The organism is Buchnera aphidicola (Chaetosiphella stipae setosa), assembly GCF_964059095.1.
Taxonomy (GTDB): domain Bacteria; phylum Pseudomonadota; class Gammaproteobacteria; order Enterobacterales; family Enterobacteriaceae; genus Buchnera_J; species Buchnera_J aphidicola_BP.
The window spans coordinates 311,894-328,330 of the sequence record NZ_OZ060394.1 but is presented as its reverse complement, the minus strand read 5'-3'; the positions used below and the strand labels follow the sequence as shown (position 1 = coordinate 328,330).

At 20.8% G+C, this 16,437-nt stretch carries 19 protein-coding genes and 5 tRNA genes; 8 read left to right on the top strand and 16 right to left on the bottom strand.

Annotation, left to right across the window (positions count from 1 at the left end; translation table 11 throughout):
* Nucleotides 1-202 precede the first annotated feature (202 nt).
* From AB4W52_RS01485 to rpiA, 4 genes are all read left to right on the top strand, one after another.
* A tRNA-Met gene (locus tag AB4W52_RS01485) sits at nt 203-276 on the top strand.
* Between the two features lie 38 nt (nt 277-314).
* Nucleotides 315-399: transfer RNA gene (locus AB4W52_RS01480), tRNA-Leu, on the top strand.
* Between the two features lie 16 nt (nt 400-415).
* A tRNA-Gln gene (locus AB4W52_RS01475) sits at nt 416-487 on the top strand.
* A gap of 195 nt (nt 488-682) precedes the next feature.
* Nucleotides 683-1,342 carry a ribose-5-phosphate isomerase RpiA gene (gene rpiA, locus AB4W52_RS01470; protein WP_367675187.1) on the top strand — a complete coding sequence of 220 codons (660 nt, stop codon included), beginning with the start codon at nt 683-685 and terminating at the stop codon, nt 1,340-1,342.
* A 170-nt stretch (nt 1,343-1,512) separates the two neighbouring features.
* On the opposite strand, the gene AB4W52_RS01465 is transcribed toward rpiA, so the two are convergent.
* The 5 genes from AB4W52_RS01465 to alaS form a co-directional block, all read right to left on the bottom strand.
* Nucleotides 1,513-2,256, bottom strand: coding sequence for a 16S rRNA (uracil(1498)-N(3))-methyltransferase (locus AB4W52_RS01465; protein ID WP_367675186.1), 744 nt, complete (start codon nt 2,254-2,256; stop codon nt 1,513-1,515).
* Nucleotides 2,257-2,344: 88 nt separating this feature from the next.
* A tRNA-Arg gene (locus tag AB4W52_RS01460) sits at nt 2,345-2,418 on the bottom strand.
* 43 nt (nt 2,419-2,461) lie between these two features.
* Nucleotides 2,462-2,550, bottom strand: a tRNA-Ser gene (locus AB4W52_RS01455).
* Nucleotides 2,551-2,665: 115 nt separating this feature from the next.
* The gene (csrA, locus tag AB4W52_RS01450) at nt 2,666-2,857 is read right to left on the bottom strand and encodes a carbon storage regulator CsrA (protein WP_367675185.1); all 192 of its coding nucleotides are present in this window, start codon (nt 2,855-2,857) and stop codon (nt 2,666-2,668) included.
* 138 nt (nt 2,858-2,995) lie between these two features.
* Nucleotides 2,996-5,623 carry an alanine--tRNA ligase gene (alaS, locus tag AB4W52_RS01445; protein WP_367675184.1) on the bottom strand — a complete coding sequence of 876 codons (2,628 nt, stop codon included), beginning with the start codon at nt 5,621-5,623 and terminating at the stop codon, nt 2,996-2,998.
* Between the two features lie 228 nt (nt 5,624-5,851).
* Here alaS and AB4W52_RS01440 point away from each other — a divergent pair, with 228 nt between their 5' ends.
* Nucleotides 5,852-6,799 carry an RluA family pseudouridine synthase gene (locus tag AB4W52_RS01440; protein WP_367675183.1) on the top strand — a complete coding sequence of 316 codons (948 nt, stop codon included), beginning with the start codon at nt 5,852-5,854 and terminating at the stop codon, nt 6,797-6,799.
* A 204-nt stretch (nt 6,800-7,003) separates the two neighbouring features.
* Here the strand turns inward: AB4W52_RS01440 and aroQ are convergent, their stop codons facing one another.
* The gene (gene aroQ / locus AB4W52_RS01435) at nt 7,004-7,456 is read right to left on the bottom strand and encodes a type II 3-dehydroquinate dehydratase (protein ID WP_367675182.1); all 453 of its coding nucleotides are present in this window, start codon (nt 7,454-7,456) and stop codon (nt 7,004-7,006) included.
* A 165-nt stretch (nt 7,457-7,621) separates the two neighbouring features.
* On the opposite strand from aroQ, the gene tldD reads away from it, so the two are divergent.
* Nucleotides 7,622-9,073, top strand: coding sequence for a metalloprotease TldD (gene tldD / locus AB4W52_RS01430; protein WP_367675181.1), 1,452 nt, complete (start codon nt 7,622-7,624; stop codon nt 9,071-9,073).
* A 92-nt stretch (nt 9,074-9,165) separates the two neighbouring features.
* Here the strand turns inward: tldD and rplS are convergent, their stop codons facing one another.
* The 7 genes from rplS to AB4W52_RS01395 all read right to left on the bottom strand — a co-directional run bounded on the left by rplS (nt 9,166) and on the right by AB4W52_RS01395 (nt 13,346).
* Nucleotides 9,166-9,510 carry a 50S ribosomal protein L19 gene (rplS, locus tag AB4W52_RS01425; protein WP_367675180.1) on the bottom strand — a complete coding sequence of 115 codons (345 nt, stop codon included), beginning with the start codon at nt 9,508-9,510 and terminating at the stop codon, nt 9,166-9,168.
* A gap of 62 nt (nt 9,511-9,572) precedes the next feature.
* The gene (trmD, locus tag AB4W52_RS01420) at nt 9,573-10,280 is read right to left on the bottom strand and encodes a tRNA (guanosine(37)-N1)-methyltransferase TrmD (RefSeq protein WP_367675179.1); all 708 of its coding nucleotides are present in this window, start codon (nt 10,278-10,280) and stop codon (nt 9,573-9,575) included.
* On the bottom strand, nt 10,268-10,765 hold the full coding sequence (gene rimM / locus AB4W52_RS01415; RefSeq protein WP_367675178.1) for a ribosome maturation factor RimM: 498 nt from the start codon (nt 10,763-10,765) through the stop codon (nt 10,268-10,270). Before rimM ends, trmD begins: the two co-directional genes overlap by 13 nt.
* Nucleotides 10,766-10,793: 28 nt before the next feature.
* Entirely contained in the window at nt 10,794-11,033 is a 240-nt protein-coding gene (gene rpsP, locus AB4W52_RS01410; RefSeq protein ID WP_367675177.1) for a 30S ribosomal protein S16, read from the bottom strand.
* A gap of 41 nt (nt 11,034-11,074) precedes the next feature.
* Complete coding sequence (gene ffh, locus AB4W52_RS01405) at nt 11,075-12,418, bottom strand: signal recognition particle protein (RefSeq protein ID WP_367675176.1); 1,344 nt, start codon at nt 12,416-12,418, stop codon at nt 11,075-11,077.
* 89 nt (nt 12,419-12,507) lie between these two features.
* Nucleotides 12,508-12,945 carry a prephenate dehydratase domain-containing protein gene (locus AB4W52_RS01400; RefSeq protein WP_367675499.1) on the bottom strand — a complete coding sequence of 146 codons (438 nt, stop codon included), beginning with the start codon at nt 12,943-12,945 and terminating at the stop codon, nt 12,508-12,510.
* Nucleotides 12,927-13,346 carry a chorismate mutase gene (locus AB4W52_RS01395; RefSeq protein ID WP_367675175.1) on the bottom strand — a complete coding sequence of 140 codons (420 nt, stop codon included), beginning with the start codon at nt 13,344-13,346 and terminating at the stop codon, nt 12,927-12,929. Before AB4W52_RS01395 ends, AB4W52_RS01400 begins: the two co-directional genes overlap by 19 nt.
* 261 nt (nt 13,347-13,607) lie before the next feature.
* Here AB4W52_RS01395 and rplM point away from each other — a divergent pair, with 261 nt between their 5' ends.
* Nucleotides 13,608-14,036, top strand: a complete 429-nt coding sequence (rplM, locus tag AB4W52_RS01390; RefSeq protein WP_367675498.1) for a 50S ribosomal protein L13 — start codon at nt 13,608-13,610, stop codon at nt 14,034-14,036.
* Nucleotides 14,037-14,052: 16 nt separating this feature from the next.
* Nucleotides 14,053-14,445 carry a 30S ribosomal protein S9 gene (gene rpsI / locus AB4W52_RS01385; RefSeq protein WP_367675174.1) on the top strand — a complete coding sequence of 131 codons (393 nt, stop codon included), beginning with the start codon at nt 14,053-14,055 and terminating at the stop codon, nt 14,443-14,445.
* A gap of 113 nt (nt 14,446-14,558) precedes the next feature.
* On the opposite strand, the gene cgtA is transcribed toward rpsI, so the two are convergent.
* From cgtA to rplU, 3 genes are all read right to left on the bottom strand, one after another.
* A complete protein-coding gene (gene cgtA / locus AB4W52_RS01380) occupies nt 14,559-15,557 on the bottom strand; it encodes an Obg family GTPase CgtA (RefSeq protein WP_367675173.1) in 999 nt (332 codons plus the stop codon).
* Between the two features lie 85 nt (nt 15,558-15,642).
* Nucleotides 15,643-15,915, bottom strand: a complete 273-nt coding sequence (gene rpmA / locus AB4W52_RS01375) for a 50S ribosomal protein L27 (RefSeq protein WP_367675172.1) — start codon at nt 15,913-15,915, stop codon at nt 15,643-15,645.
* Nucleotide 15,916: 1 nt separating this feature from the next.
* Entirely contained in the window at nt 15,917-16,240 is a 324-nt protein-coding gene (gene rplU, locus AB4W52_RS01370; RefSeq protein WP_367675171.1) for a 50S ribosomal protein L21, read from the bottom strand.
* Between the last annotated feature and the right edge of the window lie 197 nt (nt 16,241-16,437).

Below are 16,437 nucleotides of genomic sequence, written 5' to 3'. Positions count from 1 at the left end.
TTTTTTTTTTGAATTTTGAAGAAATTTTTCAAGATGGAATTTTTTTTTTTTATATGATATAATTTTTTTTAATTTAAATTTTAAAAATTTTTTATAAAAACTTTATTATACTCTTTTATATAACAATATAAATATATAATAAAAAATTTTTATGTCATTTTTTATAATTTATCTTATTAAATATTTTTTATATAAAAATTTTAGCTATGTAGCTCAGTTGGTCAGAGCACAGCACTCATAACGCTGATGTCATGGGTTCGATTCCCATCATAGCTATTTAAAAAAATTTTTTATTAAAATTTATTTATTTATAAACGGGAGTGGCGAAATGGTAGACGCACCAGATTTAGGTTCTGGCGCCCTTATTGGGGTTTGCGAGTTCAAGTCTCGCTTCCCGTAATATTTAATAAAATTTTGGGGTATGGCCAAGAGGTTAAGGCACCGGTTTTTGATACCGGGATCCCTGGTTCGAATCCAGGTACCCCAGTATTGTTATATGGTATTTATTTATTTTTGTTTTATGTAAAAGTGTTTAAAACAGTATTTTTTTTAGATATATTTTTTTATAAAATTTTTTTTATAACAATTATTTTTTCAATTAAATTAATTTTAAAGTTTTAAAATATTTTATTTTAATCAAATTAAAATATTATATTTAAATATTAATGGTGTAATTAATATTATGAAATTAAAAAATTTAAAAAAGAAAGTAGCTTTAGAAGCTTTAAAATTCATACCAGAAAAAATATTTGTTGGCATTGGTACGGGATCTACTATAAGTTATTTAATTAATTTTTTAAAAAACATTAAAAATAAAATTAAAGGAGCAGTTTCTTCATCTTATGAAACTACTATGAGTTTAAGAAGAAATGGAATTAAAGTAGTTAAATTAAATAGTTTAGATTGTTTACCATTATATATTGATAGTGCAGATGAAATTAATAATAATATGGAAATGATTAAAGGTGGAGGAGCAGCTTTAACTCGAGAAAAAATTTTAGCATCTGCTGCTGATGAATTTATTTGTATTATAGATGAAACAAAACAAGTAAAAACTTTAGGAAAATTTCCTTTACCTATTGAAGTGTTACCTATGTCTTATCGTTATGTTATGAAAGAATTAAAAAAGATTGGAGGTGAAGTAAGTAAGAGAAATGTGATTACAGATAATAATAATTATATATTAGATATTAGTAAATTATGTATTTTAAATCCTTTAGAAATTGAAAATAAAATAAATAATATTCCTGGAGTGATTTCAGTTGGTATATTTTCTCAAAGAAAACCAGATATTTTACTAGTTAGTACAAAAAAAAATGTGAAAACTTTTTTTTATAAATAATTTTATATAAAATTATTAATGATAATTATCCTTCCTTAATTTAACATAGAAGTTTTAAAATAATAAATAAAAAATTATAAAAAATTTTCTATTTAAAAATATATATCTTTTCGGGAATATTAATCTAAAAATTAGAATATATAAATTTCAAATAAATTTTTTAATTTTTTTTAGAATAATTTTAAATCTCCATATTTATATTGTAGAATTGAAATAGCTGTTAAAGAAGCTGTTTCTGTTCTTAAAATTCTTCTTCCAAAATCTATATGAAAAAAATTTTTTTTAATACAAAATTTTATTTCTTTTTTTGAAAAACCCGTTTCTGATCCTATTAAAATATATAACTCTTTTATTTTTTTTGGTAAAGAATTTTGAACTAAATTTTTTTTTTTTGGAGTTAAAATTATTTTTATACTTTCTTCTAAAGATAGAATCCATTTTTTTAATTTTATTGGTTTAAAAATTTTTGTAATAGAATTTCTTTGACATTGTTCACTTGCAGAAATAGATATTTTTTTCCATTTTTTTATTTGTTGTATTTCTTTATTTTTTAAATATTTTATAGAAGATTTTTCACAGATAACAGGAGTAATGGATTTTACTCCGAGCTCTGAAGATTTTTGAATTATCCAAGACATAGATTTTTTTTTAGATATTGATTGTCCTAAATGTATTTTTAATGGAGATTCATAATTTTTTTTTTTTTTTTTTAATACATTTAAAATTATTTTTTTGTGATTTAATTCAATAATTTCAGAAAAGAATAAAAAATTTGTATTATTAAATATATAAACTTTATCTCGAACTTTCATTCGCATTACTTTTTTAAGATAATTTTTTTTATCTTTTTTTAAAATAATTTTTTTTTCTATATAAATGTCTTGATTTAAATAAATTCTAGGAATTCTTTTCATATGAAAAATTTTTAAAATTATTTAATTATTATGAATTTTTTATATGTAAAATAAAAAATATATTAAAAAAATCTTTTATATTTTTTATTACATCTGGTAGGATTTGAACCCACGACCTCTCGGTTCGTAGCCGAGTGCTCTATCCAACTGAGCTACAGATGCGTAAAAATATATTTTTTTCTGAATTTTTACAGATAAAAATATGTAGTGAGAGAGGGATTCGAACCCTCGATGCATATTTCTACACATACTCTCTTAGCAGGGGAGCGCTTTCAACCACTCAGCCATCTCACTGAAATTATTTTTTTATAAATTTTTTTATTGCCCTCTTTCATTCTACTATTTTTTATTTTGATATGTCAATTTTATATTTTAAAAAAAATTTTTTTTAAATATAATTTATTTTTTATTATTTACTGCGAAATTTTACTTTTTTTTTTTCTTTTTGTATTTTTTGATATATTTCTTCCCTATGGACAGAAATTTCTTTTGGAGCGTTTACTCCAATTCTTACTTGATTTCCTTTGACTCCTAATACGGTGACGGTAATTTCATCACCTATTACTAGAGTTTCACCTACTCTTCGAGTTAAAATTAACATTTTTTCTCCTTAAAAAAAATTTTAATTCCATATAATTTTAGCGTTAAAATTTTCTAAAAATAATTTTTATTTTTTTTAAATTTTTTTTTAAAATAAAATTTTTTATTTTATAGTGATATTAAAACTAAATTTATAAATTTATTTTTTATTGATTATAGATATAATTTTTTGTTTAAATGTCTTAATTTTTTTTATTGATTTTTGTGAAAAATCTGCGATTCCTTCTGCAATATATTTATTTCCTCCACCTTTTCCTGAAATTTTTTTACAGATTTTTTTAAGTATTTCATTTGCTTGAATTTTAGAAACTAAATTTTTACTAATTTTTATAATAAAATATATTTTTTTTGAAATATTAATTAAAACAATTACAATTAAAGGAAATTTTTTTTGTAAATTATCAATTATTAATCGAAAATATTTTACATTTTCATTTTGGAAAATTTTAAATATTAAAAAAATATTATATATTTTTATATTTTTTTTAGATATTTTTTGTGTAAGCAATGAAATATATTTTTTTATTATTTCTTTATTATCTCTTAATGTTTCTTTGTTTTCTTGAACAATTTTTTTGATTCGTATCTGTAAGTTAGAATTATTAGATTTTATTATTTTTTTAATTTTTTGTATATTTTTTTCTTTTTGAAATATTTTTTTTAAAGCATGTTGATAAGTTACAGCTGTTATTCTTCGAATACCAAAAGATATGCTTTTTTCATTAAGTATTTTAAATAAAAAAATTTCTCCAGTTTTTTTTACATGTGTTCCGCTACATAATTCATTTGAAAACGATTCAATTGAAATAACGCGTACTTTTTTTTTATACACTTTATTAGGTAAAAAACTTATTTTTTTTTTTTTTGCTTCAGTAAATGGTATATAAAAACTATTTATTTTTATATTTTTATATATTATTTGATTTATAAATTTTTCAATATTATAAATTTGTTTATATGTTAAAGATTGAAAATGTGAAAAATCAAATCGAATTTTTTTAGAATTAATTAATGATCCTTTTTGTAAAATATGATTTCCTAGAACTTTTTTTAATCCCGCATTTAATAAGTGTACTGAAGTGTGGTTTTTTTCTATTATCAATCTTTTATTTATATTAATTTTTGCTGTTATTGAATCAGCTATTTTGATTATTCCATATTTTATTTTTCCTATATGTATAAAGAAATTTCCATATTTTTTTGTATTTTTAACTTTAAAAATTGCTTTTTTCGTATAAATTTTTCCTGAATCACCAATTTGTCCTCCAGATTCTGCGTAAAATGGAGTTTTTTGAATAATTATTTTTCCTTTTTCTTTATTTTGAATTTTTTTTACTAATGTATTATTGACATAGATTGCTTGAATAACACTTTTTTTTTTATATGTATTATATCCTATAAATTTTGTTTTTTTAATTTTAGGAATGATAATTATTTCTTTATATTTATGTATTTTTTTTTTAGATAATTTATTTTTTTTAATAGATTTTTGTAGACTTTTTTGATCAATTTGAATGTTTTTTTCTAAACAAATATCTTTTGTTAAATCTATCGGGAAACCTAAGGTATCATATAGATAAAATACTAGTTCTCCATCTAATATTTTTTTTTTGTTATTTTTTATTTCTTTTTTTAGAATTTTTAAACCTTTGCTTAGTGTGTGGGAAAATTGTAATTCTTCATCTTTTAATATATTTTCAATTTTTTTTTGTTGATTTATTAAAATAGCATTGGAACTACCCATGGATTGAATGAGAACAGGTACTAGTTTATAAAAAAAGCATTCTTTTATTCCTAGTTTTCTACCATGTCGAATAGCTCTTCTAATTATTTTTCTTAAAATATAACCTCGATGTTCATTTGACGGGAAAATTTTATTTGCAATAATAAATGAGCTAGAACGAATATGATCAGCAATCACTTGAAAAGATCGATTATCTTCTTTTTTAGTAATTTTCAGAGATTTTATTTTTTTGATAATTTTTTTAAAAATATCTATTTCATAGTTAGATTGTACATTTTGTAAAATGGCTGAAATTCTTTCTAAACCCATTCCTGTATCAACAGAGGGAGTATTTAATTTTTTGAATTTTTTATTAGGTAATTTATTATACTCCATAAAAACTATATTCCATATTTCAATAAATCTATTTTGAAAATTTTTTTTTGAAGAAAAGGAATGTGTTTTTATTTTTTTTCCTTGATCATAAAAAATTTCAGTGCATGGTCCACATGGTCCATATTTTCCCATTTTCCAGAAATTTTCTGAAGTATATAAAATATTTTTTTTATCTTTTTTTAAGATTATTTTTTCTTTTCTCATTCCTATAATATTTTTCCAAATTTTATAGGATTGAAAATCATTTTCATAAACAGTTACTAAAATTCTTTCTTCATCTAAATTAAACCATTTCTTTGACGTTAATAATTCCCATGCATATATAATAGATTTTTCTTTAAAATAGCTTCCAAAACTAAAATTTCCTAACATTTCAAAAAAAGTATGATGTCTTGGAGTATATCCAACGTTATTTAAATCATTATGTTTTCCTCCAGTTCTTAAGCAATGTTGTAAACTAGCAATTTTTTTATGTTTTGGAATTTTATATCCTAAAAAAATATTTTTAAATTGATTCATTCCTGCATTTGTAAATAATAATGATGGATCATCATCGATGATAAGTGAACTTCCAGGATAAATTTTGTGATTTTTTTTTTTAAAAAAATCAAAAAATTTTTGTCGTATTGTTTCTGTTGTATAATTCATATTAATTTAGAAAAAAATTCCTATTTTATATTTAATATTAAATAAATTTTATATTCTAAAAAAAAACTAAAAAAAATATAAAAAAAAATTGAAAATTATATTATTTTTTATAATTTATATTTTTTTCTTTAAAGTTTTAATTTTTACATATTATTTTTATATGTAAAAAAAAGATGAAAAAAGAGATTCAAAATTTATTTTTAATTTATAAAAGTATAAGGACTATATATGAAAAATTTAATTTGTTTACATCAAGTTGTTTTAAAAAAAAAATTTAATAAATATAGATTAGATAAGTTTTTATCAATTATTTTTTCAGAATATTCTAGAAATCATTTTAAGAAATGTATTCTTGAAAATTGTGTTTATGTAAATAATAAAATAATTAATTCTCCAGATTTTAAAATAATGAAAGGAGATTTTTTATATGTTAAATTTTTTTCTAAGAAGATTAACATTTTTTCTCCAAAAAAAATGTTTTTGGATATTGTATATGAAGATAAGTATTTGTTAATAATAAATAAAAGTTCTGCTTTAGTAGTTCATCCAGGATTTGGAAATTATACTGGAACGTTATTAAATGGTTTAATAAATAAGTATCCATTTATCAAGAAAATTCCACGAGCAGGAATTATTCATCGTTTAGATAAAGATACTTCTGGATTAATAATTGTTGCAAAAACTTTTTCTGCATATTTTCTTTTAAAAAAAATGATGAAGAAAAGAAAAATCATTAGAGAATATCAAGCTATTGTTTTAGGGAAAATAAAATATGGAGGATTAATTAATGCTCCTATTAGTAGGAATATAAAAAAACGTACTTGCATGCAAGTGAATTCTAATGGAAAACAAGCAATTACTTATTATTCTATAAAGAAAATTTATAAAAATTATACTTTATTAAAAATACGTTTAAAGACAGGTCGAACTCATCAAATTAGAGTACATATGTTATATATTAAACATCCTATTATTGGAGATCAAAAATATAAATGTAACTATAATTTGTTTCAAGGTTTAACTGAAAGTTCGGAATTTAATAGAATTAAAAGTTTTCCTAGACAAGCTTTGCATGCTTATAAAGTTATTTTTATTCATCCTATCACCAAAAAAAAAATTTTTGTTAAATTAAATCTTCCTCAAGATATGTTAGAATTTCTTTCTTTGAAAAAATAATAAAAAATTTATAAATTTGAAAAATATAAAAAATTAATTTTCACTTTTATGTGGTTTTTTTTAGATTTTCTTGTTTCTTTTTATTTATATATATTTATTAAATATGTTTTATTTTTTTTATTTTTTTTTATATATATTTATTTCATTTAAAAAAATTATTTTAATATACTATGATATATTTTTTAAATATTTATAGAAAATAAATTATTGTGATATTGATAATCTTTTCACCACAGTTTTCAATGCCCATTTATATCCATCTATTCCTAACCCGCATATAATTCCAGAAGAGATATCAGATATCCAAGAATGAGCTCGAAAATTTTCTCTAGAATAAATATTGGATATGTGTATCTCAATGAATGGAATATTTACTGCGAGTAATGCATCTCTAAGAGAAATACTTGTATGAGTAAATGCTGCAGGATTAATAATAATATAATCTATTTTATCTTTTGAAGTGTGTATTTTTTCAACTAATATATGTTCAGCGTTAGATTGGAGATGAATAAGATTAATATCTAATTTTTTGGAGAATTTTATTAGTTTTTTTATTAGAGAAGTAAAAGATATTTTTCCGTAAATATTTTTTTCTCTTGTTCCTAAAAGATTTAAATTAGGTCCATTTAATAAAAGTATATTGAATTTTTTTTTCATATTTATTTATATAAATTAATTATATTAAATTATATTATACAATATAAGTTATAAGATACAAAGTTTAAAAAAATATTAAGTTCATTTATAGAAAAATGTATAAAATTTTTTCTAAAAAATTTTTTTAAAAAAAAAGTGAAAATATTAATAAAAAAGAGAGTGATAATGGATATAAAAAAAATAGTAAAAAATAAAATTTTACATTCGAACAATATTCATACAGAAGATATATATTCTGTTTTTTCAGATTTATCTAAAAGAAAACTAGATTATTCTGATATATATTTTCAAGATAAAAGAAATGAATCTTGGGTTTTAAAAGATCAAATTATTAAAAATGGCACGTATAATATTGATCGAGGAATAGGATTACGAGCAATAAATCATGAGATGACTAGTTTTTCTTCTATAGATCAAATAAATCTTATTGGATTGAGAAAAATTTCTTCTTTTGTACAAAAAAGTTTACATAAAAAAAATGTAATTTTAAACAAAAAATTTTTTTACAATCAAAATAAACAGTTTTATGAGTTTCATAGTCCTTTTAATTCTATTTCTAATTTTGATAAAGTGAATTTATTATACCAAGTAGATGAAATTGCTAGAAAATATGATTCTAGAGTTTCTCAAGTAAATGCTTATCTTTCAGGGACATATGAATATATATTAGTTATTTCAACAGATGGTGTTTTTTCTGTAGATATTAGACCTTTAGTTTCTCTTTCTATTAGCGTTTTATCCGAAGATCGAGGAAGACGTGAAAAAGGAACAAATGGAAAAGGAATCCGAGGTACTTATAAATATTTTTTGAAAATAGATAACCATGGAATATCTAATATAAAAAAAATAGTTGAAGAAGCTGCACGAGTATCTATTTTAAATTTGTCTGCGAGAGAAGCTCCTTCTGGATCTTTTCCTGTTGTTTTAGGTTCTGGTTTACCAGGTGTTTTGTTACATGAAGCAGTTGGGCACGGTTTAGAAGGAGATTTTAATCGTAAAAAATTATCTTTGTATAGTGATAAAATTAATCAAAAAGTTGCATCTAGTTTATGTACTATTATAGACGATGGCACAAAAAAAAATTTTCGAGGTTCAATATCAATTGATGATGAAGGAACTCCTGGAAAATATAATGTTTTAGTAAAGAATGGAGTTTTAAAAAAATATCTTCAAGATAAATTTAATGCTCATTTAATGAAAACTGTTTCTACTGGAAATGGAAGAAGAGAATCTTATTCTTATCTTCCAATGCCTCGCATGACAAATACTTATATGTTAGCTGGAAAATCTACTGTAAAAGATATTATAGAAAGCGTAGATTATGGCATTTATGCTGTTAGTTTTAGTGGTGGTCAAGTAGATATTACTTCTGGAGAATTTGTTTTTTCTACATCTGAAGCTTATTTGATTAAAAATGGAAAAATTGTTTATCCAATAAAAGATGTGACTTTAATTGGATCTGGAATAGAAGTAATGAAAAAAGTTTCTATGGTAGGAAATGATTTATTTATTGAAAATGGAACAGGAATTTGCATGAAAGAAGGACAGTGTATTCCTGTATGTGTAGGACAACCGACTATTAAAATAGATCAATTAACTGTTGGTGGTACAAAATAAATTCTTTGTAAAAAAAGGGAATCATGCAGTCACAATTTATTTTATGACTGCGTGGAAAAATTTTTATATACATATAAATTTTTTATAAAAAATTATATTTTTTCTGTAATTCGAGCAGATTTTCCAAATCTTTTTCGAAGAAAATATAATTTTGCTTGTTTAACTTTTCCTTTTCTTTTAAGAAAAATATTTTCAATATTTTTAGAATGAGTTTGAAAGACTCGTTCTATTCCTTCTCCATGAGAAATTTTTCTTATACAAAATGAAGATTGTAAAAACCTATTTTTTTTTGATATGACAATACCTTCAAAAGATTGTAAACGTTTTTTTGAACCTTCGATTACCCAAACTTGAACTTCTATAGTATCTCCTGAGTTAAAATTTGGTATATTTTTTTTCATTTGCTTTGATTCTATTATTTTTATAATTTTATTCATTTTTTTTAACAGTAGTTTTTTTCAAAATATTTTTTTAAAATTTTTTTCTTGTATTAGATTTTTTATTTGTTTTTTTTAAATAATTCTGGTTTTTTTAATAATGTTTGTTGAACGGATTTTTTTAATCTCCATTTTTTAATTTTTTTGTGATTTCCTGATAATAAAATTTTTGGAACTCGCATGCCATCTATTTTTTTTGGTCTTGTGTAGTGCGGATGATCTAAAAGGTTTTGAGAAAAAGAATCTTTATTTTTAGATATTTTTTTTTTAATTACTCCTGGTACAAATCTAGAAATTCCATCTATCAAAACCATTGCTGCGAGTTCTCCTCCAGTTAAAATATAATCGCCGATAGATATTTCTTCATCAATATATTTATCAATTATTCTTTGATCTATTCCTTGATATCGTCCACAAATTAATATAATACATTTTTTTTTTGATAATTTTTTTAATTTTTTATATGTAATTTTTTTTCCTTGCGGAGATAAATATATTACTAAAGAATTGTCATTTTTTTTTGCTTTGACAATCGCTCTTTTTAAAGGAGAAAAACTCATTATCATTCCTTCTCCTCCTCCATAAGGCCTATCATCTACTTTTTTATTTTTTTCTTTGCTAAAATTTCTAATATTAAAAAAAATTAAATTAATAATTTTTTTTTTAATAGCTTTTGAAAGAATTCCATAATTTTCAATAGCATGAAACATTTCTGGGAAAATTGTTATTATTTTGAAGTTTATATATTTTTCCTTTTTTAATTTTTCCAATTAATGAAAATTTTATTTTTTTTAATTTTTTTGATAATTTTTTTTTCTATAAAAGGAACTAATATTTCGTTATTATTACATTTTTTTTTGTTATATATCAATAATATATCATTCGCTGGTGTACTAATAATATTTTTCACTTTTCCTAAAAATTTTTTTTGTAAATTAAATACTTTACATTTAATAATTTCATGCCAATAATATTCATTTTCTATTTTTTTTAGTTGTTTATGATAAATAAATATTTCGATATTTTTTAATAAATCTGCTTGATTTCTATTTTTAATATTTTTTATTTTAATTAAAAAAAAATTTTTTTGATATTTCCAATTTTGAATTTTTAATTCATTTTTTTTATTATTGAAATAATAATATAATGGATGATATTTAAAAATATCTTTTTTTTTTTTTGTGAACGAAAATATTTTTATCCATCCTAAGATACCATGTGAAGCGCATATTTTCCCTAAAATGATTTTTTTCATCTTTTTATCAAAAAATTTTATTTATAAATTATTTATAAAATTTAATTAAATGCTGTACTCTTTTAGATAGTTTAGCACCCATTTTTTCCCAGTAATTTACTTTACTAAAATTAATTTTAAATTTTCTGTCTTTTAAAGAACATATTGGATTAAAAAAACCTATTTTTTCTATGAAGCGACCGTTTCTTGCTGATCTACTATCAGTAACGATAATTTTGTAAAAAGGTTTTTTATGAGATCCGTGTCTGGAAAGTCTTATTTTAACCATTTGAAATTCCTATCAATGATAAAAAAATTATTTTTAGAGCATTAAGAAACCATATTTTTTATTTTTTGAAAAAAGTTCATTATTCCACCTTTTTTCATTTTTTTCATAATTTTTTTCATTATATTGAATTGTTTTAATAATTTATTTACATCTTGTATTTTTGTTCCTGAACCTAAAGATATTCTTTTTTTTCTTGATCTTTGAATAATTTTTGGATTTTTTCTTTCTTTAATTGTCATAGATTGTATCATTGCTTCAATTTTATTAAACATAGATTCATCAATATTAAATGGAATATTTTGTTGAAAATAAGAGTTAAAAGGGAATTTATTTAATAAATTTTTAATACTTCCTAATTTTTTAACTTGTTTTATTTGATTTAAAAAATCATTTAAATTAAATTTTTTTCCTAATTTAACTTTTTTATCTAATTTTTTTATATATTTTTTGTCAACTTTTTCTTCTATTGATTCAATAAATGATAAAGAATTTTCCATTCCTAGAATTTTTGAAGTAATTTTTTCTACATTAAAATATTCAATATTATTAAATTTCTCTCCATTTCCAATAAATTTGATAGAAATCTTTGTAAGATATTTTAATGATAAAACTACTCCACATCTAGTATTTGAATCTACTTTAGTTAAAAAAATACCTGTTATAGGTAGTAATTTATTGAATTCTGTAATTACATTAATAGAATCTTGACCGATCATAGAATCTATGACTAAGATTGTTTCTGTAGGATTAGTTAATTTTTGTATATCTTGAATTTCTTTCATTAAATGAGAATCAATATGTAATCTTCCTGCAGAATCTATTATTAAAACATCATATTTATTTATTTTAGCATATTCTATTGCTTTTTTTGAAATATCTCTTGGATTTTCTGTTTTGTATGATGGGAAAAAATCTACTTTTACTTTTTTAGAAATTATTTTTAATTGTTTAATAGCAGCAGAACGATATACATCTATTGATACTATTAATATTTTTTTTTTATATTTTTCTAAAAATAATTTTGCAAGTTTTCCAACACTTGTTGTCTTTCCAGCTCCTTGTAAACCAATTATTAAAAATATCGATAATTTTTTTTTTAAGAATTTAATAGAAGTATTTTGATTTCCTATAATTTTTTTTAATTCTTCATGTAAAATTTTTATAAATTCTTGTCCAGGAGTTAATGAATTATTAATATCTTTTCCTAAACTTTTTTTTTTTATTTTAGATAAAAGTTTTTTAATAACTTTCAAAGAAACATCAGCTTCTAATAAAGAAATTCTTACTTTTCTAAGAGTATTTTTAATATTATTTTCCGTAATTCTTCCTTGATTAGAAATATTTTTTATTATTCTAGAAAAGTTTTTTTTTAGATTGTTAAACATATTTTTACTCAAAGTTATTTAGATAAAATAATTTATAAAATTTTTTTAAAATGATTTTATTAAAATAATAGTTAGATAACATTTTATTTTTATTTTTTTGATATTATATAAAATACAGTAGAGTTATTTTTTTTATCTGAAATATTTTTTTTGATGATGTATAAATTATACATTTTACTGCATTTTTTATTTCCTATAGCTACAGAATTTTTTTTTTTATGAATAGCAATTTTTTTTATAGCTGCAGAAGAACTTTTAGTATATTTTATTTTCCATTGGGGAAATTTTTTTATAAAAGAAATGCATTGTTTTACGGGTTGAGGATGACTGTAGAGAGATTTTATTTCTTTTAAAGATTGGTTTTTATAAGATATTAGACAATGTTTAATAGAAAGTTTTATTTTTTCGACAAGAATTAGTTTTTTATTTTTTAAGAGAATATTTGTTTCATTAATTTTTCCAGAAAAATTATTTTTTATTGGAAGAATTCCATATATAGATTTTTTTTTTAGGACATTATTAACAATATCTTCAAATTTTTTGCATGCAATGGGATGAAATTTTGTATTTTTTTTTTAGCATATTTTAAAAACGCTAAATAAGAATATGATCCTTTAGGTCCCAAAAAAGATATTTTTTTTTTTACATTTTTTAAAATTTTTTTTTGTATATTCACTGAATTTTTAATTATTTTTTTAAAAATTTTTAGTAAAAATTTTTTTTTTAAATTTAATATTTTTCCTTTTTGAATAATTTTTGTATAAATTTTTTTTTCTCTTTGATTATCTTGTATTGGATAGTCAATTTTCATTTTTTCTTTAATAATTTTTTTTGAAATGGTATTTCTTTGAGATAAAAGAAAAAGGATTGATTCATCAATTTTATTTATTTTTTTTCTTAATTTTATAAGATTGTTTTTATTATTCATAATAAAATTCTCTGTAGAAGGACGTTTTTTTATTTTTATATTTATTTTGAAAATATATTATTTGTTTAAAATTATTTTATATATTAATAACATATTTTATAAAAATTCAAGTTTATTTTAATTATAGATATTTTAAATATATCTAATAAAATTTTTATTTTTCTATTATAATAGTATCATATAAAATAAGAGTTAATTTATTATAACATTTCTTTTTAATTTTATAAAATAACAAAATAAAAATAGGATGTTTATATGAGTATCAAAAGTTTTTCAGTGTCTTCAAAAAATATTGTTAGAAATTGGTATTATATAGATGCTACCGGTAAAATACTAGGAAGATTATCTAGTGTAATTGCACATTATTTACGTGGAAAACATAAGAAAATATATACTCCGCATATTGATGTTGGAGATTATATTATTGTTCTTAATGCATCTAAGATAAATGTAACTGGAAAAAAGATTCAGAAAAAAATATATTATCGATATACAGGATATCCAGGAGGTTTAAAAAAAAATAATTTTTCAGAAATTTTAATGAAATTTCCTGAAAGAATTATTCAAAAATCTGTTTATGGAATGCTACCTAAAGGCCCTTTAGGTAGGTTAATGTTTAAAAAATTAAAAATTTATCCCGGAGTATTTCATAATCATCAAGCACAAAAACCAATTTTTCTTAAAATTTAATTGCGGAGAAAAAATTATGAAAATAATACAAAATTATGGAACAGGTCGTCGTAAATCTTCTTCTGCTCGTGTTTTTTTAAGAATAGGAACTGGAAAAATTTTTGTTAATAAATTACAATTAGAAAAATATTTTAACCGCCAAACTTCTTGTATGATTATAATACAACCTTTAAAATTATTAGATTTAAAAAATAAATTTAATTTTTATATTACAGTAAAAGGTGGTGGAGTTTCTGGACAAGCTGGAGCTATTAGGCAAGGAATAACAAGAGCATTAATTCAATATGATTCTTTTTTTTTAAAAGAATTAAGAAAATTTGGTTTTGTTACACGTGATTCACGTCAAGTAGAGAGAAAAAAAGTTGGATTTAGAAAATCTAGACGTAGACCACAATTTTCTAAAAGATAGAAGTTTTTTAATAAAAATTTTTAACTATATACAAGTTAAATAATCAATGTTGAGAATTTTTAATTAATTTTTAACTTGTATAAAATAAATTTTAATTATATTTTAAAAAAAAATTAAAATAAATTGCTTAAATCTTGAGAAAGAGTTTTGATTCCATATTTTGTAATAGATGAAATAATATAATATTTTTTTGTAATTTTTATTTTTTCTTTTATTTTTTTTATTTTAAAAGAAATTTCTTTTTTTTGTATTAAATCTGATTTATTAAAAACAAATAATCTAGGTTTTTTATACAATATAGAATTATATTTTTTTATTTCTTTTACTACAGTTAATATATTTTGAATAATTTTTTGAGTATTTGGTATAGATAAATCAATTATATGTAATAATATTTTACATTTTTCTAAGTGTTTTAAAAAATTTAAACCTAAACCAATTCCTTTTGATGCTCCTGAAATAATTCCGGGAATATCAGCAATAATAATTTTTTTTTTAGATTTTGTTAAAAAAACTCCTAAACTAGGTATTAAAGTTGTAAATAAATAGTTTCCTATTTTAGGTTTTGCAGAGGATACGCTTTTAACGAAAGTTGATTTTCCTACATTTGGTAATCCGACAACTCCAATATCAGCAAGTAGAGAAAGTTCTAGTTTTACAGTTTTTTTTTCTCCTATTTTTCCTAAAGATCTTTTTTTTGGTGTGCGATTTGTTGGAGATTTAAATCTGTTATTTCCTAATCCATGCCATCCTCCTTGAATAAATAAAAAAGATTGTTTATGTTTTTTTAATTCTATAATTATTTTATTATGATAAAAATCGATGATTTTGGTTCCTATTGGAACATAAAGTATTTTATCTTTTCCTTTTTTTCCAGATTTTTTTCTTTTCTGTCCATTTTTTCCATTTTCAGCACTTATAAATTTATTAAATGTATAATCTACTAAAGTATTTAGATTTTTATCTGCTTGGAAAAAAATACTTCCTCCATTTCCTCCATCTCCTCCATCCGGACCTCCTTTAGGAGCGTTTTTTTCTCGTCTAAAACTGATTATTCCATTTCCTCCATTTCCAGATTTTACTGTAATTACGGCTTCATCTATAAATTTCATTTTTTTTTCCAAATAATTCTTTTTTAAATAAAAAACTATCTTTTATATAAATAAAAATTTTTATTTTAGAAAAAATCAATTTAAATTATTGGAATTTATATTTTTGAGGAATTATATTAATAATTTTTCTTTTTTTTTTTCCATAAATTTTAAATTCTACAATTCCATCTATGATTGCATATATTGTATGATCTCTTCCATTTTTTGTATTTATTCCTGAATGAAATTTTGTTCCTCTTTGTTTTACAATAATTGAACCAGATTTGACGAATTCTCCTCCGAAGCGTTTTACTCCTAATCTTTTTCCAATTGAATCTCGTCCGTTTCTTGTTGATCCTCCAGCTTTTTTTTGAGCCATATTACAAGTCCTTATTTAAATTGATTTTAGTGATTTTAATACTTGTATAATGTTGTCTATGTCCTTGTTTTTTTTTATAATGCTTTCTTCGATTAAATTTTATTATATTTATTTTTTTTTCTTTTCCATGATTAAAAACACAAGCTTGAATAGTTGCGTTTTTAAGAACAGGAGTACCTAAAAAAAAATCGGTATCTTTTTTTATAAATAAAATATTTTTAAATTTTATATTTTTTCCAATTTTTGAATTTATTTTTTCTATTCTTAATGTCTGTCCTATTTTGACTTTATATTGTTTTCCTCCGTGAGAAAAAACAGCATACATAAAAACTCCAATTTTATAATGTATCTATTAAAATAATAAAAAATTTTTTTATATTAAATATTTAATTAATTATTTTAAATAAATAAATTATATGTAAGATGATTTAAAAAAATTTTTATTTTGTTGTTTATTTTTTTTCAAAAAATTTTTTATATAAAAATTATATAATTATTAATTATTTTTTTTCTTTTTTTTTT

Excerpts from the sequence above, each read along its gene's own strand:
- rpiA (WP_367675187.1), top strand. The coding sequence starts at position 683 with ATGAAATTAAAAAATTTAAAAAAGAAAGTAGCTTTAGAAGCTTTAAAA.
- AB4W52_RS01465 (WP_367675186.1), bottom strand. The coding sequence starts at position 2,256 with ATGAAAAGAATTCCTAGAATTTATTTAAATCAAGACATTTATATAGAA.
- csrA (WP_367675185.1), bottom strand. The coding sequence starts at position 2,857 with ATGTTAATTTTAACTCGAAGAGTAGGTGAAACTCTAGTAATAGGTGAT.
- alaS (WP_367675184.1), bottom strand. The coding sequence starts at position 5,623 with ATGAATTATACAACAGAAACAATACGACAAAAATTTTTTGATTTTTTT.
- AB4W52_RS01440 (WP_367675183.1), top strand. The coding sequence starts at position 5,852 with ATGAAAAATTTAATTTGTTTACATCAAGTTGTTTTAAAAAAAAAATTT.
- aroQ (WP_367675182.1), bottom strand. The coding sequence starts at position 7,456 with ATGAAAAAAAAATTCAATATACTTTTATTAAATGGACCTAATTTAAAT.
- tldD (WP_367675181.1), top strand. The coding sequence starts at position 7,622 with ATGGATATAAAAAAAATAGTAAAAAATAAAATTTTACATTCGAACAAT.
- rplS (WP_367675180.1), bottom strand. The coding sequence starts at position 9,510 with ATGAATAAAATTATAAAAATAATAGAATCAAAGCAAATGAAAAAAAAT.
- rimM (WP_367675178.1), bottom strand. The coding sequence starts at position 10,765 with ATGAAAAAAATCATTTTAGGGAAAATATGCGCTTCACATGGTATCTTA.
- rpsP (WP_367675177.1), bottom strand. The coding sequence starts at position 11,033 with ATGGTTAAAATAAGACTTTCCAGACACGGATCTCATAAAAAACCTTTT.
- ffh (WP_367675176.1), bottom strand. The coding sequence starts at position 12,418 with ATGTTTAACAATCTAAAAAAAAACTTTTCTAGAATAATAAAAAATATT.
- AB4W52_RS01395 (WP_367675175.1), bottom strand. The coding sequence starts at position 13,346 with ATGAATAATAAAAACAATCTTATAAAATTAAGAAAAAAAATAAATAAA.
- rpsI (WP_367675174.1), top strand. The coding sequence starts at position 14,053 with ATGAAAATAATACAAAATTATGGAACAGGTCGTCGTAAATCTTCTTCT.
- cgtA (WP_367675173.1), bottom strand. The coding sequence starts at position 15,557 with ATGAAATTTATAGATGAAGCCGTAATTACAGTAAAATCTGGAAATGGA.
- rpmA (WP_367675172.1), bottom strand. The coding sequence starts at position 15,915 with ATGGCTCAAAAAAAAGCTGGAGGATCAACAAGAAACGGACGAGATTCA.
- rplU (WP_367675171.1), bottom strand. The coding sequence starts at position 16,240 with ATGTATGCTGTTTTTTCTCACGGAGGAAAACAATATAAAGTCAAAATA.